This window comes from Roseimaritima multifibrata (assembly GCF_007741495.1).
In the GTDB taxonomy this organism is placed as follows: domain Bacteria; phylum Planctomycetota; class Planctomycetia; order Pirellulales; family Pirellulaceae; genus Roseimaritima; species Roseimaritima multifibrata.
In genome coordinates, this window is sequence record NZ_CP036262.1 from 2,083,108 (window position 1) to 2,108,017 (window position 24,910).

Consider the following 24,910-nt stretch of genomic DNA (forward strand, 5'->3'; position numbering starts at 1 on the left):
GCTTGTGCGCTTGGAGTGTCGACGCAACGAGTGTTGTCGTGGCGGTCATGCAGTCGGGCCCACCGGCTGGCGACGGTAGCTACGGCAATGACGGAGCTACGCTCGGCAGAGCGTGGGCAGACCGGCAATGCGTCCCTTATGAACTTACCACTCCAGTCAGTTTTCTATCGGTTCCAGCATTTCGGCCGAGTCTTCCGTGGGGGCGAGCGGACCGATTTCCTCCAGCAGCACTTCCTCCTCTTCAAATTGGTGGACCGGTGGAGGGAGATCAATGATGCGGCCGTCGTCCATCACCAGCTGCACGTTCTCCGTGCCGTCTTCGTCGGTGCCAATGATCAGGGTCCCCTTTCCTTTGGTCCCGATAACCCTGACTTCAAGCGAAGCGTTCTCCTCGTCCGAGGACATCGAATCGAAGTCGATTTCGGTCGATACGACTTCGCCAAGTGCTTCTCGCGATTCGGCGTTTTCGAGATAGCGATCGGCAAGCGAGCCCGACATTGCTTCGGAAATGGTCTCCGATGCCTTCTGAAAGACAAAGTACCCTGCTGTCATGATTCCGCCACATACCAGCATTACCATCAGCAGCAGACCCCCGACAATGATCAGTACGATCTTAAGCGTGTTGTCCGGGCGAGGGGGGGCCGGGGGAATGGAGCCCGGTTCGGAATAAGGGGAATTGGACATAGCGATTGATATTGAAAAGCGGTACAGGTGGGCGACGTACAAGCGAATGGTCAGTCCACAGTCTACCGCTGTCGGTGGGCTAAATCGACCAGATGCAAGTGGAGGGTTCTATCCAGTTTTCGTGATTGAAGCGGACAAAAATCGATTTCCAGCAGAGCCCGAGCGCGGTTGGACCATTAAAAAAACGCCACGCGAAGGTTCGCGTGGCGTTTTTGTTCAGCTTTGAAGGATTCCCCAAAGGGTTCTTTGGGCATCCTATTTTGATTCTAGGAATCGCAACGCTTGTTCAGCGTTTTTTACATGTTGCCGAATTTGGAGACCAAGTCGGCGGTGCGGCTGCTGTAGCCCCACTCGTTGTCGTACCAGCTGACAACTTTGACCAAGCGTCCGGAATCACCCAAAACTTGGGTGAAGTCCGAAGCGAAGATGCTGCTGTGTGGGTCGTGAACGATGTCACTGCTGACGATTGGGTCAACGGCGTAGAAGAGAATTCCCTTCATTGGACCTTCAGCAGCTGCTTTGATCGCGGCGTTGATCGACTCTTTGGTCGCGTCTTTGCCGAGGTTGCAGGTCAGGTCGACAACGCTTCCCGTAGGAACAGGAACTCGCATGGCGATACCGGTCAGTTTGCCTTGCAGTTCTGGGATCACCAACCCGACAGCCTTTGCAGCTCCGGTCGAGGTTGGGATGATGTTCAGGGCTGCGGCACGTGCACGATAGAGGTCGCTGTGCGGTTGGTCCTGGACGTTCTGGTCATTGGTGTAAGCATGAACGGTTGTCATCAGGCCCGATTCGATACCAAACGTATCGTTCAGAACTTTTGCGACAGGAGCCAAGCAGTTGGTCGTGCAGCTTGCGTTGCTGACGCACTTCATGTCGGCGGTCAGTTGGTCGTCGTTGACGCCCAGAACGCAGGTCAGGTCGGCACCGTCTTTGGCTGGAGCGCTAAGGATGACCTTTTTAGCTCCGGCAACCAAGTGACTGTCGTAGCCTGGTTTTTCGCCAGCGGCACGAGCGGTGAAGAAACCGGTCGATTCGATCACGACGTCGATTTTGTGATCGCCCCAAGGAAGATTGCGTGGGTCACGCTCTGCCAAGGCATGGATTTTTTTGCCGTTAACGATCAAGTGCTGGTCGTCGTAGTCGACGGTTCCATCGAAACGGCCGTGGATGCTGTCGTACTTCAGCAAGGTTGCCAAAGTCTTGTTGTCGGTCAGGTCGTTCACTGCGACAACTTCGAATTCGCTTCCGCGTTCTACCAGATTCCGAAACGTCAAACGTCCAATACGTCCAAAACCGTTAATGGCAACTCGAATGGTCAATTTAGTTCTCCCAAGAAAGTATCGCTAAAAAATGTCTTGGCGCCGGTGCGCCGACTGGATTGGCAGAGATTAGGCTGTGGACGGATCGACCGCAGCGGTCTGAATGCGGAGCAGATTATAGCGGCCCGTTTTCCCGCCTAGCCAGCCCCCGACTTTTTGAACTCGAGTTTCCCCTTTGTCGCGTCCACCCCTTTGGCAATTGCCCCCCGGTGTTTCCCCTGGTATCTGGGATTACACCCATAGCGAATCGATCGCGGATAACTATCAACAATTCCTCGCGGAAACTCCGCTGGTTCGCTTAGATTTGGAATTGCTCCCATCGGTCCTGCCGGCTCCAGTGCCGGGTAAGAGGACCTCTGTGGTCGATCTAGGGTGTGGAAATGGCCGTACGGCGATCCCGTTGGCTGGCTTGGGATATCAGGTTTTGGGAGTCGATCTCAGTCAACCGATGTTGGAAAACCTGGCGGCTGAGGCTGCCAAAGCGGCCCTTTCCGTGGCTGCCGTCCGTGCCAATCTGGTCCAACTGGACTGTTTCGCGGACGAGTCTGTGGACCATGCGATCTGCCTTTTCAGCACTCTCGGGATGGTCCAAGGGAAAAAGTATCGTAAAAAATTCTTGACGCATGTCTGCCGAATCCTTCGACCAGGGGGGATTTTTCTGGTCCATGCGCACAATCGGGGGGCTTGGCTGCGACATCCCGGTGGCTGGCGAAGGCTGATGCGGAGCCGTTGGCTTGGCTGGACGACCGCCGATCATGATTTCGGAGACCATGTCTACGGGTACCGAAACCTAGCCGACATGTTCCTGCACTCTTTCTCGCGGCGAGAATTGTTGTCGGCCCTTCGCGGCGCGGGATTCAAGATTGAACAGGTCGAGCGAATCGACATTCGAGGCACACGTTTGTTGTCGCCGTTCGTTCCGACCATCCCCGGTGGCTTCTTCGTGATCGCAAAGAAGGGGTAACGCATGGGCGATTTCCGCGAGACGATTTTGCAGCGCAGATGCGGTGAACGCCCCGTATTTTAAGCGGTTATGTCACGCCTTGCTTGCCTCTGTCAGCCCCCTCTCCCCCAGCCCCTCTCCCCCAAAACAAGCCTTTGAGTCACGGTCAATTGAACTAGCTGGCGAACCGTTGATTCAATATCCAACCTGTTTTAAGAAAGCTTGTTTTGAGGGCGAGGGGAGCGAGATTTTGTTTGCTGACGCAAGTCTGGCTCCCCTCGCCCCTAAGCAAGCTCTTTGTTGCGGAAGAAATCTGAGCTAGCTCATTCCGGGATCTCTGCCTTTCTGCTTGGTTTGGCGGAGCTTGCTTGGGGGAGAGGGGGTATTTCCAGGCGGCGATTTTGCAGCGCAAGCCCAGTGAACGCCCCGTATTTCAAGCGGTTATGTCACGCCTTGCTTGCCTCTGTCGGCCCCCTCTCCCCCAGCCCCTCTCCCCCAAAACAAGCCTTTGATTCACGGTCAATTGAACTAGCTAGCGAACCGTTGATTCAATATCCAACCTGTTTTAATCAAGCTTGTTTTGAGGGCGAGGGGAGCGAGATTTTGTTTGCTGACGCAAGTCTGGCTCCCCTCGCCCCTAAGCAAGCTCTTTGTTGCGGAAGAAATCTGAGCTAGCTCATTCCGTGATCTCTGCCTTTCTGTTTGGTTTGGCGGAGCTTGCTTGGGGGAGAGGGGCTGGGGGAGAGGGGGTATTTCCAGGCGGCGATTTTGCAGCGCAAGCCCAGTGAACGCCCCGTATTTCAAGCGGTTATGTCACGCCTTGCTTGCCTCTGTCGGCCCCCTCTCCCCCAGCCCCTCTCCCCCCAAAACAAGCCTTTGAGTCTCGGTCAATTGAACTAGCTAGCGAACCGTTGATTCAATATCCAACCTGTTTTAATCAAGCTTGTTTTGAGGGCGAGGGGAGCGAGATTTTGTTTGCTGACGCAAGTCTGGCTCCCCTCGCCCCTAAGCAAGCTCTTTGTTGCGGAAGAAATCTGAGCTAGCTCATTCCGGGATCTCTGCCTTTCTGTTTGGTTTGGCGGAGCTTGCTTGGGGGAGAGGGGCTGGGGGAGAGGGGATATTTCCAGGCGGCGATTTTGCAGCGCAAGCCCAGTGAACGCCCCGTATTTCAAGCGGTTATGTCACGCCTTGCTTGCCTCTGTCAGCCCCCTCTCCCCCAGCCCCTCTCCCCCAAAACAAGCCTTTGAGTCTCGGTCAATTGAACTAGCTGGCGAACCGTTGATTCAATATCCAACCTGTTTTAAGAAAGCTTGTTTTGAGGGCGAGGGGAGCCAGGTTTTCGCCCCGCCCCGCCCCAACCTCGCATCCCAACTCCAACTCCAACTCCAACTCCAACTCCAACTCCAACTCCAACTCCAACTCCCACTCCCACTCCCACTCCCACTCCCACTCCCACTCCCACTCCCACTCCCACTCCCACTCCCCACTCCCCACTCCCCACTCCCCACTCCCCACTCCCCACTCCCCACTCCCCACTCCCCACTCCCCACTCCCCACTCCCCACTCCCAACTCCCAACTCCCCACTCCCCACTCCCAACTCCCAACTCCCAACTTCACGTCCCAAATCTCTGTCGTCGCGGCGTCGCTGGATGCGCAATAAAAAACTGCACGGTCTCTTCGCAAGAAGAGTTTCGTGCAGTCTTTCCATTGGGGGAATCACTGGCAAAGAATTCCTCACGCATCGATCGTGATTAGTTCGCGACCAGTTGGCTTCCCATGGTGATTCCAGGGGCTGGCAGGCTGCTGTGCCCACGCAGGTAGATATCGATTGCCCTGGCGGCACCACGACCTTCGTTGATCGCCCAGACAACCAAGCTTTGCCCTCGACGGCAGTCACCTGCTGCGAAGATTCCTGGAATGCTGGTAGTGAATTCGCCGTGTTTGGCTTCGAAATTACTTCGTGGGTCGGTGGAGATACCAAGCGCTTCGGCGATCGGTTGCTCAGGACCTAAGAAGCCCATCGCCAGGAGGATGACTTGGGCTGGCCATTCCTTCTCGCTTCCTTCGACTTCCTTCATGTTCCAGCCGCCTTCTTCCGTTTTGGTCCACTCGACCTGGACGGTTCGGATCCCTGTTAGGTTTCCGTTTTCGTCACCGAGGAACTCTTTGGAGAGAATTTGGTAGGTGCGAGGGTCCGAACCGAATTTGGCTTCGGCTTCTTCGTGACCGTAATCGACTCGGAAGGTACGCGGCCATTCGGGCCACGGATTGTCGCCGGCTCGTTCGGCCGGTGGCTGTGGCAGCAATTCAAAGTTGACCATGCTTCGGCAACCGTGGCGGATGCTTGTTCCGATGCAGTCGGTACCGGTGTCACCGCCACCGATGACGATCACATCTTTGCCTTCGGCGCTGATGAACTGATCGGTCAGGGCGTCGCCGTGGACTTTGTGCTTGGTATTCGCGGTGAGGAAATCCATCGCATAAGAAACCCCTTTGAGGTCTCTGCCGGGGATCGGCAAATCGCGAGGTTTTGTAGCTCCGCAAGCCAGCAATACAGCGTCGTTCGCTTCGACCAATTCTTTTGCATCGACATCTTGGCCGACGTTTGCGTTGGTGACAAAGCGAATCCCTTCGGCGGTCATTTTGTCCAGCCGCCGCTGCAGGACATCCTTATCCAATTTCATGTTGGGGATGCCGTACTGCAGGAGGCCGCCGATGCGGTCGGCCCGTTCGTACACGGTGACCTCGTGGCCGACTTTGTTCAGCTGGTCCGCGGCCGCTAGGCCGGCAGGTCCGCTACCAATAATCGCGACCTTTTTCCCGGTCCGTTCTTTGGGGGCCGAGGGGACGATCCAGCCTTCTTTCCAGGCCCGGTCGACGATCGCGTTTTCGATGTTCTTGATCGTAACCGGTGGGTTGGTGATTCCCAACACGCAAGAACCTTCACACGGAGCCGGACAGACTCGACCGGTGAATTCCGGGAAGTTGTTGGTTTTGTGCAATCGTTCAATCGCTTCTTTCCAGCGATTGTTGTAGACCAGATCGTTCCATTCGGGGATCAGGTTGTCGATTGGGCAACCGGTTCCGGACTGGCAGAACGGGACGCCACAGTCCATGCACCGTGCGCCCTGCTCACGCAGTTGGTCATTTTCTGGTTCGGTATAAATTTCGCCGTAATCTTCCATGCGAACGACGGGCAATCGCCAAGCGACCTTCTTGCGATCAAATTCTTTGAATCCTGTGGGCTTTCCCATGTCAGGGGCTCCGGGCTGTAAGTAAATGTGGGAATGAAATGGCGGGAGCGAGTTAAACCGAAGCGGTTTCACCTGCAGCTTCTTCAGCCATTTGTTCTAGGACTCGTTTGTAGTCGGTCGGCATAACTTTGACGCATTGCTTGAGGAACGTGTCCCAGTTCCCCAGCGCTTCGGCAGCAACCGTACTGTTGGTCAGAGTTTGGTGTTTCTGGATCAGTTCCTTGACTTCGTTTTCTTCTTCGGGGGTACTGATCGATTCCAGGATGACCGTTGCCAGATTGCAATTCAGGTTGAAGTCCCCGTCGCGATCCCAAACGTATGCGATCCCCCCCGACATCCCGGCAGCAAAGTTGCGTCCGGTTCGTCCCAGGATGACCACGCGGCCACCGGTCATGTATTCACAGCCATGCTGCCCGACACCTTCGATAACGGTCCGTGCACCACTGTTACGAACGCAGAATCGTTCGGCCGCCATTCCTCGCAGGAAGGCTTCACCGCCGGTCGCTCCGTACAAACAGACGTTTCCGACCAGGATGTTGTCTTCCGCGGCGTAGGTCGCTTCGGTTGGTGGATAGATCACAATGCGACCACCGGAAAGGCCTTTTCCGACGTAATCGTTTGCGTCGCCTTCCAGTTCGATCGTGACACCATGAGCCAGGAAGGCACCGATGCTTTGTCCGGCTGAACCCGAAAATTTCAGACGAATCGTATCGTCCGGAAGGCCTGCCTGACCGTGACGTTTGGCGATTTCGTGACTGAGGATCGTCCCGACGGTACGGTTGATATTGACGATCGGGGATTCGATGGTGATCGGCGTCTTGTTCTCGATCGCCTCTTTTGCCTGTGGCACCAAGACGGTGACGTCCAGCGATTTTTCCAGTCCGTGATCCTGAGCCTGGGTGCAGCGGATGCCAACGTTGTCGTGAGCTCGTCGCGCCGGTGCAAGGATTGCGGACAGGTCCAGCCCGTCTTTTTTCCAGTGCTTCTCAGCCGCTTCGGTTCGCAGCACATCGGTCCGTCCGACCATTTCGTCGATCGTGCGGAAACCCAGTTTGGCCATGATATGCCGTGCTTCCTCGGCGACCATGAACAGGTAGTTCACAACATGTTCCGGTTTCCCCGAAAACTTCTTGCGAAGTTCAGGGTCCTGGGTCGCGATTCCGACAGGGCAGGTGTTCAGATGACACTTCCGCATCATGATGCACCCCATGGTGATCAGCGGTGCGGTTGCAAACCCAAATTCTTCAGCGCCCAGCAAGGCGGCGATGACGACGTCGCGGCCTGTTTTCAGACCGCCGTCGGTCTGCAGGACCACGCGGCTGCGGAGGTCATTCAGTACCAAGACCTGGTGGGCTTCAGCGATCCCAAGTTCCCAAGGCAGGCCAGCATGTTTGATGCTGGTCAGCGGTGAGGCACCCGTTCCGCCAGTGTCCCCTGCGATCAGGATGTGATCGGCGTGGGCTTTGGCAACCCCGGAGGCAACAACCCCGACGCCAACTTCACTCACCAATTTGACACTGATCCGAGCTGCTGGATTGGCGTTTTTAAGGTCGTGGATTAATTGGGCAAGGTCTTCGATCGAATAGATGTCGTGATGCGGCGGAGGGCTGATCAAGCCGACGCCCGGGGTGCTGTAGCGGATTCGAGCGATCGTCTGGTCGACTTTGCGTCCAGGCAGTTCGCCCCCTTCACCCGGTTTCGCACCTTGCGAAATCTTGATTTGGATTTCGTCGGCGTTGGAAAGGTACTCGATCGTCACACCAAAACGTCCACTAGCGACCTGCTTGATAGCCGATCGTTTGCTGTCGCCGTTGGGCATGGTCTTGAAGCGTTCGGGATCTTCGCCACCTTCACCCGTATTGCTTTTTCCACCTAGGCGGTTCATTGCAATCGCGAGTGCTTCATGCGATTCCGCACTGATGCTGCCGAAGCTCATCGCTCCGGTGCAAAAGCGTTTCACGATCTCTTCACGCGGTTGAACTTCTGATAGTGGGATCGCAGGTCCTGCAACACCTTCGTTGAATTCAAGCAGTCCTCGCAGAGTGCAGCGAACCTGATTGTCATGATTCATCGTCTGGGCGAACTTCCAGTACGCATCCTCATCATTGGTCCGAGCGGCGATCTGCAGGCTGGAGATCGCTTGGGGGCTCCAGGTGTGGTTTTCGCCTTCGGCACGCCAGTGGTACTCGCCCATGTTGGGCAATTCGGCAAGCTTTTCGTCTTGGCGATCGGGGTACCCAAGGGAGTGACGACGCAGTGCTTCTTCGGCCAGGATGTCGAAGTCGACACCGGCGATTCGGCTTGCCGTCCCTACAAAGCACTTGTCAATGACATCACTCTTCAAGCCCAAGGCTTCGAAGATCTGAGCACCTTTGTAGCTTTGCAGGGTGCTGATGCCCATCTTGGCCATGACTTTCAGCATTCCCTTGGCAACGCCCTTGCGATAGGCGGAGACGACTTTGTCGTCCGTCATGGTGTCAGGCAGTAGGCCGTCTTCATGAGCTTGCCAAAGGGCTTCGAAAGCCAGATACGGATTGATCGCATCGGCTCCATAACCAATCAGCAGGCAGTGGTGATGGACTTCGCGTGCTTCGCCCGTTTCGATCACCAAGCCAACTCGCGTTCGTTTGGCTTGCTTCACCAGGTGATGGTGCACGGCGCCAACGGCCAACAAAGCGCTAACGGGAACACGTTCGGCAGAGCATTTGCGATCCGATAGAACGATGATTTGAATCCCGTCGTCCGCTGCCGCTTCGGCTTCGGCTGCAATGCGGTCCAAAGTCTTTTGTAGGCCAGCTTTGCCTTCGCTGCGATCGAACGTGATGTCGATCACACGGCTTTGCCAACCCTGGTAGTTGATGTGTTCTAGAGCGGCCACTTCTTCGTTGGTTAGGATCGGATGTTCGAGCAATAGTCGATGGCAATGCTCCGGAGTCGCTTCCAGAAGGTTTTGCTCTGGGCCGATGTAACACTCCAGCGACATGATCACTTCTTCCCGAATCGAATCGATTGCGGGGTTCGTCACCTGGGCGAACAGTTGCTTGAAGTAGTCATAGATCATCCGTGGTTTGTCGCTCAGGCAAGCCAAGGCACTGTCGTTGCCCATCGAACCGACGGGGTCACGTCCCTGTTCGACCAAGGGGCGAAGCATGAAGGACATCGTTTCCAGTGAATATCCGAACGCCTGCATCCGCTCGATCAATGAATCCGGATCAAAACCGTGCGGTTCTCCATCCGGGTTTAGATCGGAAAGTCGAATGCGTTGATCGCGAAGCCACTGGCCGTACGGTTTGCGTTTGGCAAAGCCCAGTTTCAGTTCATCATCGGGGATTAAGCGACCTTGCGCAAAATCGACCAAGAACATACGACCTGGTTCCAGGCGTCCTTTTTCTTTCACGAGGCCTGGGTCAACAGGCAAGACGCCAACTTCACTGGCCATGATCACGCGGTCATCATGGGTGATGTAATAACGACTGGGGCGAAGACCGTTGCGGTCAAGCGTTGCACCGATGCAGTGACCGTCGGTAAAGGCGATCGAAGCGGGCCCGTCCCACGGTTCCATCAGGGACGAGAAGTACTCGTAGAAGGCTCGCTTCTCTTCCGGCATGGTTTCATGTTTTTGCCATGCTTCGGGAACCATCATCATCATCGCCTCTTGCAATGTCCGACCGTTCATCAGAAGGAATTCCAGGACGTTGTCAAACGTTCCGGAATCGCTCAAGGCAGGTTCGACGACGGGGAACAGCTTTTTCAGGTCTTCACCGTAAAGCTCGCTGGCGGCGGACCCTTCACGAGCCTGCATCCAGTTCTTGTTGCCGCGGAGTGTATTGATTTCTCCGTTGTGGCTCATGAAGCGGAGCGGTTGTGCACGGTCCCAGGAAGGGAAGGTGTTCGTGGAAAACCGGCTGTGGACCATCGCCAGGTGGGTTTTAAAGTCCTCGTCCCGCAGGTCGGGATAGTAGGGAAGGACCTGAGCTGGGGTGAGCATCCCCTTGTAGATGATCACTCGTGTGCTGAGCGAACAGACATAGAACATCAGCGCTTGCTTCAGCGAATCCGAACCACGCAGTTGGTGGCTTGCCTGCTTGCGAATCAAGTACAGCTTGCGTTCGAATTCGGCAGAATCGATCCCGTCAGCGGCAGCGACAAACAGCTGCTCGACGAAAGGTTCGCTGCGTCGAGCTGTCGGACCGATGTCGGCTAGGTCGGTCTCTTGAGGGACGTCTCGCCAGCCCAGCAGAGTCTGTCCTGTTTCGACGATCAGTTTTTCGACCGCTTCTTTACAGATCGCGCGTTCTTTGACATCGGTCGGCAGGAAAACCAGACCGGCAGCGTAGCGATTCTCTTCGGGCAGTTCGATTCCTAGATCACTTTTGGCGACCTTGCGAAGGAAAGGATGTGGCAAACCACACATGATCCCCGATCCGTCGCCCGTATTCGCTTCACAGCCACAGGCACCGCGGTGATCCATGTTCTGCAGGATGACGTCTGCATCCAGGACGATTTGATGGCTCGGTTTCCCTTTGATGTGGGCAATAAATCCAACGCCACAGGCATCTTTTTCGTGCTCAGGGTCATACAAACCGTAAGCCTCTGGAAAGTGGTGGTTCAACACCCTTGGGTCTGGTTGGTTCATCGACATTGCCTCTTCTGAAGTCGCTTGTGGTAGTGATTTCGTTGTGTTCGTTTTGGAATCGGATTCGATTCCTATGGAAGTCGGCAGCGGTGGCGCTGACTTTTTTGCGGTGGAAACCGCAGTACCTGTTGATGGATAAGCCTGCCCGGAGGGACGGCTAAGTCACCGATTTGGGAGGTTCTAGCGGTTTGCCGAGCAGCATTTCTGCAAACTCCGCTGCCGCCAAACTGACCTTCCCGGATCGTCGCCAGACGATCCCTAAAGGTCGCTGTAAAGATAATTCGCTACACGGTACCACTTTTAAGGTACCGCTAGCGGTCTCGCGACGCACCGAGGCTTCCGGGAGGATCCCGATTCCGGCGTTTGCCTGGATCGCACGAATAATGGAATCAAGGTTGTCGTATTCAAGACAGTATCGAGCTCGGACATCCTGTCGCGACAGAAATAGATCGATTTCCCTGCGTACCTTCAAAGTCGTTTCGAAGCCGATCATTGCTAAATTGTGCAAATCGGTTAAATCCACTTCGCCTTTGCCAGCGAGCGGATGTTCGGGGGCAGCAATCAGGCACATCGGCTCTTTCTGCCAGTGGGCACTCCGGATCGATCGAGTCCCTTTGCAGTAACTCATCAAACCGAGGTCGGCTTCCCCTGAGGCGGCCAGTTCTAAGACTCGAGTTGGCGAAGCCGGTTCGATCCGGACTTCGACGTCTGGGTGCAGTTGTTGGAAGGCGGCGGTTGCTTCGGGCATGTAACTTGCCCCGACCGAGTAAATCGCGGCAATTCGCACGATGCCTTGCAATCGACTGGCTAGATACCGAACCTCTTGCTCAAGGGCTCGGTAATCCCCCAGTACTTTACGCAAACCGGTGTGGTAGACGGTGCCGGCGTCGGTAAGACGCAGTGGGCGTTTGCTGCGGTCGACAAGGCGGACACCCAGGTTCTGTTCAAGCTGCAGGACGGCTTGGCTGGCGGCACTTTGCGTCACGGCATGCGCGTCCGCTGCCCGCGAAAATGAGCGGAGCTGAGCGACTGAACAGAAAAGTTCGAGGGAGCGCAGGTGCATGCAAAACCATAAAGAAAACTAATCCTGGGGCGGCCATAAATCGCCGTTCTTGAGAGCTGAGAATAGAAGGCGATCAGCCTCCCGTCAATAAGCAGGATTACGATTCCAATTGAGAGTTATATTTTCGTGTCGGGACGGGTGGAAACAACGCTTTCACCATTGTTGGCCCAGGTTCACTGAGGGTGATTGCAGAAATGCCGTGTTTTGCAGGGTTTCTTGGGTCGTCATTTTCGCGGTAAGCGGTGTTGCGGTGTGTTGTTGTCCCTTGGTGGTGTCTTTGTGTCCGCGAGGCGGCGTTGGTGGCATTAAGATTCCTAATACCAAAACTGTTTTAAAATTTGATGAAGAGTGGGGTGCAGCGGCCGTTTTTAGAGGTGGCTGGGAGCCGCTTTGAATCGCTTACTCAGCCGGGCTCTGGCCCCAGCGCTTCGGCAGGTTGACCGCATACAGGACGACGACGGTTCCGCCGCTAAGCAATCCCCAGGGAAGCCACTCGGCAGGTTGCCAGATTTTGATTTGAGCGGCCTGCGGCATCGTCGAGTCAGCAAACGCGGCCGAGGAGGCCTTGCCCGCTTTGTAAACGGCGGCACTGTCGATTAATAGGCATTCGACCCCCAGGATGATCATCATGATCCCGACAGCCAAGAAAAGTGAACGCCACATGATCGGTTTCCTTTAAGGTCGAATAGCAGACAAGAAGAGCCGCTTCCCTTGCTAGGCTCCTTCTTCATCTTGTATCGACCAGCCCCTGGGATGAACTTCAAAACCGCTGGTCGCCCTATCGTAAACCGCACGCTAAGCACATCCGGAACCAGCAGCGAGGCAAGGATTGGGGGATTGTCGCCTTTCGCTCCACGAAAGAACGCTCCCTCAAAGCTCCTTTCGCGGAGTGAAAGGCTGAAATCTCTCTCCGCTTCCGATTAAAATGGCCAGCCCGATAAGCGGCAAAAGTTTGAGTTTCAAAAGGGATTTTGGTAAGCTTTTCTCTTCCTGCTTCTCTCTCTAGAAGCCTCTGTTGTCTCTTCGAAAGCCATATGCAATGACCGGAAGTCCTACTCCAGAAAATACGAACGTTAACGTGACCTCCGGTCCAACTGGCTCGGGGCCTAGGAGGGAGTTCTTGAAGACATCGGCAACGGTGGCGACCGGGGCCGCGATCACGGGGCTTTCGGCTCGCCAAGCCGCTGCGGCCGAGGGGAGTAATTCCCGGTTGCGAATCGGATTTATCGGGCCTGGGGGCCGTGGTTTTGGGGCTCATGTGAAATCGTTGGCAAACCTTCACAAGGCGGGCCGGAAGATCGATTTGGTCGCCGTCGCTGAAGTTTACGAATTGCGGCGTGACCAGGTCGCGGAATACATCGAAAAAGAAACGGGGACGAAGCCGGCCAAGTACGTCGATTATCGTGACATGCTGGAAAAGGAAAATTTGGACGCCGTATGCATCGGGACGCCCGATCATTGGCATCACAAGCAAACCGTCGATGCGCTGAATGCAGGGCTGGCGGTCTACTGCGAAAAACCGATGTGTAAAACGGTTGAAGAAGCCTTCGATGTTGAAGCGACATGGAAGAAGACCGGGATGGTCATGCAGGTCGGTGTGCAGTCGACCAGTTTGCCGGTTTGGGATCAGGTCCGCGAGATGTTGCAGGAGGGCAAGATCGGCAAGGTCCTCGGGTACCAAACCGAATACTTCCGCAATTCATCGATGGGGCAGTGGCGCTATTACAAGATTGAAAAAGAGATGACCCCCAAGACGATCGATTGGGATCGCTGGTTGGGTGTGGAGGAAGGTTTAGCCGAATCGGTTCCGTTTGACCGTGAAGTCTATCGGCAATGGCGTCGTTTCTGGCCCTTTGGTTCAGGGATGTATACCGACCTGTTTGTCCATCGGACTACCGCCATGTTGAAGGCAACGGGGCTTCGCTTGCCAGGACGCGTGGTTGGGGCTGGCGGTCTGTATATGGAATACGACGGGCGCGATGTGCCGGACGTCGCAACCGTCGCAGCCGATTTTTATGAAGGGGCACAGGGGTTGGTAACCGCGACGATGTGCAATGAAGAGTCCCGGATTCAGCAGCTGATCCGCGGACACAACGGGACCATTGTGTTCGGCAATAACGAGAACTTTGATGGGTTTGATTTCATCCCCGAACGCCCGCAGGTGACTCGGATCCGCGATCAAAAAGAAGAGCGGATCGCCGTTGGAAAAGTCGGAAACACAACGCTGGCTCACTTTGAAAATTGGTTAGACGCGATCGAAGCCGATGACCCCATGATGTGTAACAATCCGCCCGACTTGGGAGCCGCAGCGATCGCCATCGTGAACCTGGGAGCCAAAAGTTATCGGGACGGAGTCGTCTACTTCATCGACAAAAATACTCGCGAGATTAGCACGACCGATCCAGGTTGGGCCAAGCATTGGGAAAAACGAAGCCATGAGCGAGGCGAAGTCTCTCATATTCCGGGCTGGAAAGCTGGGGATACGGGAAGTGTCTTGGAAGAGCCTGAGTACATGAGCCTCGGTGGCCCGTGGATCGATGGCAAGGATCCGGCAAACGGATAGGGAAAGAAGCGGCCGCCAGCGTTACTTCGCCCCAGCAAAAGTAGGCCGGACCAAAGAGCGATAGCGATGCCGTTCCGGCGAACTCGGTGGCCATTGGATCGATGGCAAGGATCCGGCAAACGGATAGGGAAAGAAGCGGCTGCCAGCGTTACTTCGCCTCAGCAAAAGTAGGCCGGACCAAAGAGCGATAGCGATGCCGTTCCGGCGAACTCGGTGGCCCATGGATCGATGGCAAGGATCCGGCAAACGGATAGGGAAAGGAGCGGCTGCCAGCGTTACTTCGCCTCAGCAAAAGTAGGCCGGACCAAAGAGCGATAGCGATGCCGTTCCGGCGAACTCGGTGGCCCGTGGATCGATGGCAAGGATCCGGCAAACGGATAGGGAAAGGAGCGGCTGCCAGCGTTACTTCGCCCCAGCAGAAGTAGGCCGGACCAAAGAGCGATAGCGATGCCGTTCCGGCGAACGCTTCAGTATGTTCATTTCACGTCGCGAAGCGACAGCTTCGCGATAGCCTAGGTAACGATCTCCATATCAAAAACATATCGCGGATCATATTCGATTTCGTGTTTCTTTAAACATTCGAGATATTCTGTCTCGAATGTTTGCTGTTGGTGATGTTCTTTCTGATTGGCAATATATTTCCGGACGGTATCCGCCATTGACTGGCTAACGGAGAACGCGCCGTACCCGCGTTGCCAATGGAATTTTCCCCGAATCTTCCGTTGTTCGTTGATCCATTTGGAGGAATTCGTTTTGATCAGCTGCAGGGTTTTGGAAATCGCAAATTCGGGGTGAATCCGCAGCAGCAAATGAACGTGGTCTTCAATTCCGCCCGCTTTCAACAGGGATCCTTTGTGATCCTTAACGGCTCCACCGATGTAGCCGAACAGTTCGTCTTGCCAGTGTTCTGCAAGGTAGCGTTTGCGATATTTCGTCGAAAAAATAACATGCAGTAATATGCCATGATGGGTAGACATCGGGCAATCTCCTGTTGTCGCTTTGCGACTCTGGTGGAACGGGTAAATCCAGCAACCGCACAGAAGCTCCCCGGCTTTGCGGTTACCTTCATTGTATGCCCTGGCCGGGTGGTATGGTCCTACCGGTCGAGCCCTGCCCATTTCAATCGCGAAGCGACGACATGCGATAGCCTGGGACGCAAGTCCCAGGTCAAGCGGACCGTTTTAGTCGCGAAGCGACGGCATGCGATAGCCTGGGACGCAAGTCCCAGGTCAAGCAAAGAAGTTCCCCGTTCAGTCGCGAAGCGACGACATGAATGGAACGCGCGGGCAATCGATCACGCGGGTTCCGGTTTGACGGTTTGACGGTTTGACGGTTTGACGGTTTGACGGTTTGACGGTTTGACGGTTTGACGGTTTGATTGCGGTTTGATTGCGGTTTGATTGCGGTTTCACGGTTTGATTGCGGTTTTGCGTTCGTCGAATGTCATGCCGTCGCTTCGCGACTTTGCGGTTGTGTGGTGCATGTACCTGGGACTTGCGTCCCAGGCTATCGCATGCCGTCGCTTCGCGACTGTTGTGTCGGTACCTTTTGTGTTTGCTTCCAACCGTCTGCGATGGCCGGATGGTTCGGTCCTTCCGGCCGAGCGCTGTCCGTTTTAATCGCGAAGCGATGGCATGTGAAAGCCTGGGACGCGAGTCCCAGGTCAAGCAAAGAAGTTCCCCGTTCAGTCGCGAAGCGACGACATGAATGGATCACGCGGGCGGTCACGCAGTTTTCCGGTTTGATTGCGGTTTGCGTTCGTCGAATGGCATGCCGTCGCTTCGCGACTTTGCGGTTGTGTGGTGCATGTACCTGGGACTTGCGTCCCAGGCTATCGCATGCCGTCGCTTCGCGACTGTTGTGGTCGGTACCTTTCGCGTTTGCTTCCAACCGTATGCGATGGCCGGATGGTTCGGTCCTTCCGGTCGAGCCCTGTCCGTTTTAATCGCGAAGCGATGGCATGTGAAAGCCTGGGACGCGAGTCCCAGGTCAAGCAGAGGAATTCGCCGTTCAGTCGCGAAGCGACGACATGAATGGAGCGCGCGGGCAATCGATCACCCGGTTTTCGTTTATCGGTTTGATTGCGGTTTGGGTTCGTCGAATGTCATGCCGTCGCTTCGCGACTTTACGGTTGTGTGGGGGATGTACCTGGGACTTGCGTCCCAGGCTATCACATGCCGTCGCTTCGCGACTGTTGTGAACGGTACCTTTTGCGTTTGCCTCCAACCGTATGCGATGGCCGGGTGGTTTGGTCCTACCGGTCGAACGCTGTCCGTTTTAATCGCGAAGCGATGGCATGTGAAAGCCTGGGACGCGAGTCCCAGGTCAAGCAAAGAAGTTCGCCGTTCAGTCGCGAAGCGACGACATGAATGGAACGCGGGCAATCGATCACCCGGTTTTCGTTTTCCGGTTTGCGTTTGTCGAATGTCATGCCGTCGCTTCGCGACTTTGCGGTTGTGTGGTGCATGTACCTGGGACTTGCGTCCCAGGCTATCGCATGCCGTCGCTTCGCGACTGTTGTGGTCGGTACCTTTTGTGTTTGCGTCCAACCGTATGCGATGGCCGGGTGGTTTGGGCCTTCCGGTCGAGCCCTGTCCGTTTTAATCGCGAAGTCGAATGTCATGTGAAAGCCTGGGACGCGAGTCCCAGGTCAAGCAGAGAAGTTCCCCGTTCAGTCGCGAAGCGACGACATGAATGGAGCGCGCGGGCGGTCACGCAGTTTTCCGGTTTGATTGCGGTTTGCGTTCGTCGAATGTCATGCCGTCGCTTCGCGACTTTGCGGTTGTGTGGGGCATGCACCTGGGACTTGCGTCCCAGGCTATCACATGCCGTCGCTTCGCGACTTTGCGGTTGTGTGGGGCATGCACCTGGGACTTGCGTCCCGGGCTTTCGCATGCCGTCGCTTCGCGACTGTTGTGTTGTGGGGGAACGATATCTGGGTTTTGCGTCCTGGGTTATCGTCTGTCGTTGCTTCGCGATTTTTTGTCTTTGTCTTTCAAGTGCTGTTCTAGGAAGCGGGTGACCATTTGCATCATGTGGTGCTCTTGATGCCGTTCGCGAATGGCGTGGGCGGCGCCGGGGTAGATCATTAGGTCAAATGTTTTGCCTGCCATTTGCAGGGCTTTGCTCAGCTGCAATGTGTTGGCGGGGTGGACGTTGTCGTCTAGTTCGCCGTGAATCAATAACAGCTTTCCCTTCAGGTGTTGGGCTGCTGCATTGACCGACGTTGCTTCGTATCCTTCCCGATTCTCGTCAGGTAAGTCCATGTATCGCTCGGTATAGATCGCGTCGTAATTGCGCCAGTCGGTCGGGGAGCCGCCTGCGACTCCGGCTGCGAACGCGTCGCTATGCGTCATCGCGTAGGCGGTCAGGAATCCTCCGAATGACCAGCCTCGGAGCCCGATTCGTTCTTTTTCAACCCAGTCTTGTTTCCGAAGCCAATCGACAGCCGCAAGCGTGTCTTCAAGTTCGATCTCCCCTACCCTGCGATAGATCTGCCATGTGTCGGCAATCCCTTGGCCGGCGCTGGAGCGATTGTCGACGACCAGCACCGCGATCCCGCGGTGCGCAAGCATCTGACGGAATAGGTAGCGTGACCCCTGCCAGCGGTCGACCGCTGCTGGTGCTTGAGGTCCCCCGTAGGTTTCAACCAGGACTGGCAGTCCGGTTGCAGGAGTCTTCGTTGGTCGGATCAGGTAGGCGGGCAGAGGCTGTCCCGCCGCCGACGGTATTGTCAGCCATTTCACGGGAATCTGGGAAGCCGTAAGTTCGTATCCTTTCTGGAGGGTGCGGGGCGAAGGGTTGGGGTTTGCGGCAACGTCAAGGGAAACCAAGTCCAGTCGTGGTGGCTGCGAGACGGTGCTGAATCGATCGACCATCCACAATCCATCGGGTGAAATTTCCGCGTCGTGCCAGCCCTTTTCAGTCGTGATCGGTTCCATCAGGCTGCTTGGCGGTTCGCCCGCTAGATCGTCAAATTTCAATTGGATTCGATAGATCTGTTGACCGACGGAGCCCCTCTCGGCATCTCCGTTTACGTACACCGTTTTTCCGTCGGAGGTCATTCCGATGATGTCGCGAACGTCCATGTCGGCGGGGCTGACGGCGCTGCGCAGGTCACCATTCGCCGAGACCCACCAGACTCGACGACGCCCGACCGGTTGATCGCTCAGCCATAAGAAACTGCCGTCGGGTAGCCAGCGTGGTTCGCCAAGGACTTCGACCCATGCCGCCGATTCGTCACGCAACAAATCTTTGCTGGTTGTGCCGACGGATGATGTTGGGTCGGTCAGGTCGCTGCTTTGACGCAGTTCGATCCAGTTCTGGATTCGGTTGGTTACTTGGTAGACGACATGTCGGCTGTCGGGGTGCCAGCCGACGCGGACAATCAAAGGTTCCTGCTGCTCGATATCCTCCAGTTCAGCGGCGGGATCTGCGATCAGGGTGCGATTTCCAGTCAGGTCGGTTACCCACAACTGTGCGAGAGGAACCGGGTCACCGACTTTGGGGTACCGAGCGGTTAGGACTTTGCCTCGTGGGGTGTCGCTGTCGGCCAAGGTGTAGGTGTGAAGCCGCGAAATGTCCAATCGCAAGAAAGCAACCCGTTGGCTATCGGGGCTCCACCAAAGCGACCGGAAGTTACCGCGGCCGTAGATCTCTTCTTGGTAGGACCAGTCCAGGATTCCATTCAGGGTGGTCGCGGAGCCGTCATCGGTGATCCGTCTTCGCTGTCCGGTTTGAACTTCAAAAAGGTATAGGTCGTTTCCTTCGACGAATGCAATTTTCTGGCCGTCAGGGCTGAGGGTCGGATGGTTCCACTGGGAAGCATCACGAGTGATCCACTTCGCTTCGGCATCGGGGTGAAAAAGGACCAGACCCTTGTCGACCCGTTGCAAACCGTTCGGAATCGATGCTTCACCGCTCCAAAGGGTTTCTTTGCCTGATGCTGGGTTTAGCAGTTGCCAGCCAGTTGGTCGTTGGATCGCTAGTTTGGTCTGGCCGTCGATTTTCACCCACTTGGTTGCCGCAAGGTCGGGCCCGTCGTAATCAAATCGATCGGTCGGGTGGAAGAGGGAGCGCACTGTCAGCGGAGGGGCGGTTGCTGATTGGCGGTTCGGGGGGGGAGCCGGATTGGCATCTTGCGCCACGATCATCGAACAGCAGACTGAGCAGGCAAACGCTCCGATCGCGATGCGCAGTTGGTTCGATTTCATCGGTTTCCGCCTTGGTTGAGAATGGTAGCGCGTCGAACGGCAGTCCGGCGACAAAAAAAAGCCAGCAACGAATCATCGTTGCTGGCTAATCTATTTGGAGCAATGCCGTTAGGCAAATCTGTGTTCCGCAGTAGGCGAACCTAGTTGCCTCGCATCATTTCTTTTTCGCCTGCAACATACTCAGGTTCTTCCAGGGCGGCAGGGTCGTCGTTGCTTTCAACCCCAAGTGGTTCGGTCTCAACGCCACATCCGGCGAATGGCAGAACCAGCAGGCATGCGACAAATGGAGCGGCAATCAAACGGGCAAATTTCGAAATGGACATGTCACACAAGTAAAATCAAGGAAGGCCACTCGCGGAGGCAAGTGGCTGAAACACAATTTTCTAAAACGTATTCGCGACCGGGGATGTCAGGCAAGTTTGCTTGCTTGCCTGACTTTAATCGCAGGCTGTAGAGGCTTACTCGAACTGAGCAGGCACTCCGTCGAAGCTACCACCAAGGGCACGGTAAGTGTCCAGGTTGACGGTTTCCGACATGAAGCGAACGCCACCGTCGCCGACACCGATCAGGACACCACTTGGGTGCTGCGAACGAGCTGCGTACATGGCCCAGCCGGTGTTGCTATGGCAATCCCATTGCTTGGAGTTTGGAGCCATCAGGGTGGTGAATGACATGTCCGATGGGTCATAGCCTTTCATCCAGCTGTTCCCGCGACCGCGTCCGGTGCTGCTGCTTTGGGACCCGGCACAGGTGTTGTCAGTACCAGTGTAGGCAGCCAATTGGGCTGCGTAGGTTCCGGTCCCTGATCCGGTTGGGTTCGCATCGATCCGAGGGAAACCAATCACACCTTCGGAAAGGGCGATCGTGTTGGATAGGCCGTCGGTGATGTTGGCGAAGGAGCCAGTCGAACCGCGGTCGCTGAGGCTTCCTGCACTCATGCCATTGAAGAACCCGAGGCTAGCGCCGTTCCAGCGAGTCTGCGAATCGGGGCCGGTCGAGGCAAAGTAGTTGGTCGCTGCATAGCCAGCATCGGTTGGACGACCTGTGTACCGGGTGCCTGTCGAATCCGTCCAGTTTACGTTCCCGTTGCCACCGTCGCTGGGGCAGCGGAAAGCTGCTAGGACGACGCGAGCTGCGGTACGGTTGGGGGTTTCGCTGTTCCACCAGAGGTAGTTGGAGTAATCGATCTGGTCGTGCAGCGCGTTCTGTTCAATGTAAGGAAGCAATCGTGGACGCCAGCTGAGGGACTGGGTGTTCCAGGATGCTGACGGGTTGGCTGGAACAGTCCGGTCGCGCAGTGGCGGTAGGGCATTCATCGTGTCGTGGTAGTTGTGAATGGCAAGCCCCAATTGTTTGAGGTTGTTGCTGCACTGCATACGGCGAGCGGCTTCACGTGCTGCTTGGACGGCTGGCAAAAGCAGCCCGACAAGAACTCCGATGATGGCGATTACCACCAATAATTCCACCAATGTGAAGCCTCCGCGGCTTCGAAGTGACGAGTTTTTCATGGAACATCCTGGGCGATATGAAAAGAAAGAGAACACTGCAATACATTAGACCATCCGATGCCACCATTCGTTCCAGTCAATCCCCTCAAGGCAAACGAGGTATTGGCGGTTAGGTGTTAAGGACGGCCCCTTATCCGGCTCACAAGGATAGATGTGGCCTACCTTAAGTCAATATCCTAAACACCGTTTCATCCGTCGCGGTTTCGATGATTGGGAAGTGCTGTGCTCTGTTTTCTTGCTTTCTCTCTGCAATCGATGGTGGTTTGAATCGCCTTTGGTTAAGGTGACGTTAAGGCTTGGTTAACGGCGCAATGTGCCCCTCAGTTGGTGATTGAGGCTTGGTGAACGCCCTTTGGTGGCCCAGGTTGGTGGTGGTCATGGCTTAGAGGAGGGGGCTTTTTTGTGCGGCCATGGTGGGGGACGTAAGAGGTTCAGATGCAATGGGTTAGGCCTGTTTTGCTGGCTTGGCGAAGACATCCGCCGTTGAAGCTTGGGTTGTTTGGCCCTGTGGGACGCAAGCGAATGCTAGGCCGTCGGTTTGCAAGACTTTTGCCGGCTGTGCAACCTTAGGACGCTATGAACCGGTCGGCAGTTGAGGCGGTTTACGGTGCCTTATCCACCATCACGCTAGCACGAAAAAACCTCCTGTTCTCCGTGGAGGGAGGCAGGAGGTTCGCAAAATTATTTTCGTGGCAGTTTAGGAAACTGGGTTAGATTCCCTCTTCACCTTCAATGTACTCGGGGTCTTCAAGCATCTCCTCGTCATTGCTCTCGATGCCTATTGGCTCGGATTCAACGCCGCAGCCAACAAAAGGAATTGTCAAAAAGGTGGCCAAAAGAGCAAACATTAACGTCTGGGGTAAATTCGTAAGTTTCATTGCCTGGGAATCTTAAAAGGAAACGAGCTAAAAGCCTCGTGCTCTTCACAAAGACGGTCCCGCCGAAAAGAGTCGGCGGAACGTCGAACTGGTTTTGGACGTTCGATCAATCGAACTGAGCTGGTATACCGTCAAAGCTACCACCAAGGGCTCGGTATGTGTCGTAGTTGACCGTTTCCGACATAAACCGGACTCCGCCATCGCCAACTCCGATTAAAACTCCACTTGGATGCTGCGATCGAGCAGCGTACATGGCTCTGTCGCTGTTTGCGTGACAATCCCAAAGTTTGGAGTTGGGGGACATGTGCGTTGAGAACGAAAGGTCGTTCGAACTATATCCTCGCAACCAGCTATTTCCCCGAGCGTTGCCCGTGCTTGTGCTTGAGCTCGTGCCGGAGCCGGGATTGGGGTCAACGCACAGGTTATCTGTTGATGAAAACAATGCAAGTTGAGCTGTATAGTTCCCGCTGCCGCTGGAGGTAGCATTCACGTTCAGGCGAGGGTGACCGATCACACCTTCGGAAAGGGCGATTGTATTTGACAAACCGTCAGTGATCGCTCCGAAGTCTCTGGTTGCTCCCCTGATCGTTGCACTCTGGCGACGGATCGAATCAAAGAAACCTAGTCCTGTACCGTTCCATCGCAATACGGAGTCAGGTCCAATGCAAGCAAAGTAATTGGTTGTTGCATAGCTTGAACTTGTTGGGTGCCCGGTATTTCTTGCTCCCGAAATATCTGTCCAATTCACGTTTCCGTTTCCGCCATCGCTAGGGCAGCGGAAAGAAGAAATGACAATGGGGGCGATGTCCCAGTTTGAATTAGGGCGGTTACCCGACGACCACCAATTTGGGATCGAATAGTTGACCTGGTCGTAAATCGCCTGCTGTTCCATGTACGGCAGAATTCGGGCACGCCAGCTAATGATTTGCGAGTTCCAAGAATCACCTGGAATCGTGTCATCACGGTCTCGCAGCGGCGGGATCGCATTCATCGTGTCGTGGTAGTTGTGGACCGCAAGTCCCAACTGTTTGATGTTGTTGCTGCACTGCATGCGGCGAGCTGCTTCGCGGGCTGCTTGGACAGCGGGAAGCAAAAGTCCAACTAGGACTCCGATGATGGCAATCACCACCAATAATTCAACCAGGGTGAAGCCTTCGTGGCTCCGTCGTTTCATGACTTTCATATAAAGCCTCCGACAAAAAGAAAATAAGAATAGAAAAGCGGCATCTGCGTTAAGCAGGTGCTTGGGCGGCGGAGTTTTTTGATGTCCGCCATCGACCACTAATTGGCCAAATCCTCTGATAAGGTTTAACGCCTATGGGTACGCCATCAGTCGTTAAGTCCCGGTCATGGTAGGGGAGTCAGGCTTTAAGTCAACAGAAATTTGTTTTGTTAAGTTCTTGTTTAGTTGCTCGGTCAGGAATTTGGCAAACAAGGGCGTCGTGCCCGTTTTGTGTTTTTCCCTTGTTTTTGCAGGGTTTTAGGGCCCGGGGGGTGGCTCCTCCACAGTGCGGTAAGCCGGTGGTGCGCGGGGGGGATTTTTTTGCTGATCTAGCAAAAAAAAGCCAAATCTTGGCAAAGATTTGGCTTTTTGCGAAACTTTTCGGCGGCGTTGAGGTTTGCCGTCCCGCAATTGCAAATGGAGGCGGTCTGCTTTCAAGCTGAGGAACTGCGAAAGCAAATGATTCGCAACGACGGCCAGCTATTCGTGGGACCGTCGGATCCAGTGGTCGGTGAATTCCAGCCCTTCACCGGCTGCTTTTTTCGGCATGTGGCAGTCGATGCATGACGACGAAAGAGGTTGTTCGGAGCAAGGAATCCGCGGGCTTAGCGAATCTTCATCCTGTCCCAGCTGGGGTTCGTGGGGCGTGTGGCATTCACGGCACGTGACGTTGAAGGATTCGGGATCGGAGCGAGTCGGTAAATGAGGATCGTGGCAGGAAATGCAATCGAATCGCGGGTAGTGTTTCTGTCCCTCGGCTGAATTGGATTCAAGGAAACATGGACTGAGGGCCAGACCAACGGGCGCAAAGCGGACGAGGTGGGAATGCTGTGGAGTCAATTCTTCTTCGGTCATCTCGTCGGCTCGGCGGTGGCATTCTCCGCAGCGATTGATCGATTCGAGTGCGGTCAGATCTGCCCAGGAAAAATCGAGCGGTTCGGATCCATCCGATGCGGCGTGCGCCGCCGCTCCGCTGTGGCACCGCGAGCAATCAAGGTTGGGGACCATGTTTTCAAAATCAATCCCACCATGGCCAAAACCATCAGGGCCTGTCACTTCTCGCTGAGGCAGCCAGCTGACGTGGCATCCGAAGCAGCGTTCGGTTTCGTCGGCGTTCTCCGTTCTTCCCAGTCGTAGTGGGGTGGTTCGGATGCGATCGCTGCCGGGCGTCAGATGGATCTGGTTATCGGAATACCAGGAAAGATGCAGTTGGGTTAAGCGGTCGATCCCGTCGGGATCTTTGTCAAGCGAAACCGGAGTCATGGCGTGTTCACCAGAGCCGAACACCCAGTCAACGCGACGGGCGTAGTCCAGGTCGTCTGCTGCGAACCAAAGTTCCTTATCCCGTTGGAAGAAACGGAAGGTCCTCCCGTCAATTTCGGTTTCAGTGTCGACGAACCGGGATTGGACCGTGGGGTCGGTCCCCGGTCGAAGCGTCCTTGAATGGGGGGCGGATTGGAATTTTTCGGCGATTTCCGAGTGGCATTCGTTGCAGGTTTGGGTTTGAACTCGCAGCGTGCCAGCGGTGACGACCGATTCGGCGGGGTAATTCTTTGCGGTGATTGCATACAAAACAGCGCAGACAAGGATCAAACAGACGCAGGCAAAGAGCGATTTCTTCAT

General features: G+C 55.4%; 16 protein-coding genes. 2 read left to right on the plus strand and 14 right to left on the minus strand.

What is annotated here, in order from left to right; all coding sequences use genetic code 11:
- Positions 1-156: 156 nt before the first annotated feature.
- Together FF011L_RS07600 and gap are read right to left on the minus strand one after the other, a co-directional pair.
- Positions 157-684: a Coa1/Tim21 domain-containing protein gene (locus FF011L_RS07600; protein ID WP_145351044.1), complete on the minus strand. Its 528-nt coding sequence runs from the start codon at positions 682-684 to the stop codon at positions 157-159.
- A 296-nt stretch (positions 685-980) separates the two neighbouring features.
- Positions 981-2,006, minus strand: a complete 1,026-nt coding sequence (gene gap, locus FF011L_RS07605) for a type I glyceraldehyde-3-phosphate dehydrogenase (RefSeq protein ID WP_145351045.1) — start codon at positions 2,004-2,006, stop codon at positions 981-983.
- Between the two features lie 175 nt (positions 2,007-2,181).
- On the opposite strand from gap, the gene FF011L_RS07610 reads away from it, so the two are divergent.
- On the plus strand, positions 2,182-2,970 hold the full coding sequence (locus FF011L_RS07610) for a class I SAM-dependent methyltransferase (protein ID WP_145351046.1): 789 nt from the start codon (positions 2,182-2,184) through the stop codon (positions 2,968-2,970).
- Between the two features lie 1,731 nt (positions 2,971-4,701).
- Here FF011L_RS07610 and FF011L_RS07620 read toward each other — a convergent pair.
- The 4 genes from FF011L_RS07620 to FF011L_RS07635 form a co-directional block, all read right to left on the minus strand.
- Positions 4,702-6,204: a glutamate synthase subunit beta gene (locus tag FF011L_RS07620; RefSeq protein WP_145351047.1), complete on the minus strand. Its 1,503-nt coding sequence runs from the start codon at positions 6,202-6,204 to the stop codon at positions 4,702-4,704.
- A 52-nt stretch (positions 6,205-6,256) separates the two neighbouring features.
- A complete protein-coding gene (gltB, locus tag FF011L_RS07625) occupies positions 6,257-10,840 on the minus strand; it encodes a glutamate synthase large subunit (RefSeq protein ID WP_145351048.1) in 4,584 nt (1,527 codons plus the stop codon).
- Positions 10,841-10,997: 157 nt separating this feature from the next.
- Positions 10,998-11,903 carry a LysR family transcriptional regulator gene (locus FF011L_RS07630; protein WP_145351049.1) on the minus strand — a complete coding sequence of 302 codons (906 nt, stop codon included), beginning with the start codon at positions 11,901-11,903 and terminating at the stop codon, positions 10,998-11,000.
- A 399-nt stretch (positions 11,904-12,302) separates the two neighbouring features.
- The gene (locus FF011L_RS07635) at positions 12,303-12,566 is read right to left on the minus strand and encodes a hypothetical protein (RefSeq protein WP_145351050.1); all 264 of its coding nucleotides are present in this window, start codon (positions 12,564-12,566) and stop codon (positions 12,303-12,305) included.
- Positions 12,567-12,942: 376 nt separating this feature from the next.
- Between FF011L_RS07635 and FF011L_RS07640 the strand changes: the two genes are divergently transcribed.
- Positions 12,943-14,466: a Gfo/Idh/MocA family protein gene (locus tag FF011L_RS07640; RefSeq protein ID WP_145351051.1), complete on the plus strand. Its 1,524-nt coding sequence runs from the start codon at positions 12,943-12,945 to the stop codon at positions 14,464-14,466.
- Positions 14,467-14,978: 512 nt separating this feature from the next.
- On the opposite strand, the gene tnpA is transcribed toward FF011L_RS07640, so the two are convergent.
- The 8 genes from tnpA to FF011L_RS07680 all read right to left on the minus strand — a co-directional run bounded on the left by tnpA (position 14,979) and on the right by FF011L_RS07680 (position 24,910).
- Positions 14,979-15,443, minus strand: a complete 465-nt coding sequence (gene tnpA / locus FF011L_RS07645; protein WP_145351052.1) for an IS200/IS605 family transposase — start codon at positions 15,441-15,443, stop codon at positions 14,979-14,981.
- A gap of 1,277 nt (positions 15,444-16,720) precedes the next feature.
- Entirely contained in the window at positions 16,721-16,933 is a 213-nt protein-coding gene (locus FF011L_RS07655; protein WP_145351054.1) for a hypothetical protein, read from the minus strand.
- 487 nt (positions 16,934-17,420) lie between these two features.
- Entirely contained in the window at positions 17,421-19,679 is a 2,259-nt protein-coding gene (locus FF011L_RS07660; RefSeq protein ID WP_145351055.1) for a S9 family peptidase, read from the minus strand.
- Between the two features lie 140 nt (positions 19,680-19,819).
- A complete protein-coding gene (locus FF011L_RS07665; protein ID WP_145351056.1) occupies positions 19,820-20,002 on the minus strand; it encodes a hypothetical protein in 183 nt (60 codons plus the stop codon).
- A 135-nt stretch (positions 20,003-20,137) separates the two neighbouring features.
- Positions 20,138-21,187, minus strand: coding sequence for a DUF1559 domain-containing protein (locus FF011L_RS07670; RefSeq protein WP_145351057.1), 1,050 nt, complete (start codon positions 21,185-21,187; stop codon positions 20,138-20,140).
- Between the two features lie 710 nt (positions 21,188-21,897).
- The gene (locus FF011L_RS26215) at positions 21,898-22,065 is read right to left on the minus strand and encodes a hypothetical protein (RefSeq protein WP_218933074.1); all 168 of its coding nucleotides are present in this window, start codon (positions 22,063-22,065) and stop codon (positions 21,898-21,900) included.
- A gap of 106 nt (positions 22,066-22,171) precedes the next feature.
- Positions 22,172-23,248: a DUF1559 domain-containing protein gene (locus tag FF011L_RS07675; RefSeq protein WP_145351058.1), complete on the minus strand. Its 1,077-nt coding sequence runs from the start codon at positions 23,246-23,248 to the stop codon at positions 22,172-22,174.
- A gap of 519 nt (positions 23,249-23,767) precedes the next feature.
- Entirely contained in the window at positions 23,768-24,910 is a 1,143-nt protein-coding gene (locus tag FF011L_RS07680; RefSeq protein WP_145351059.1) for a hypothetical protein, read from the minus strand.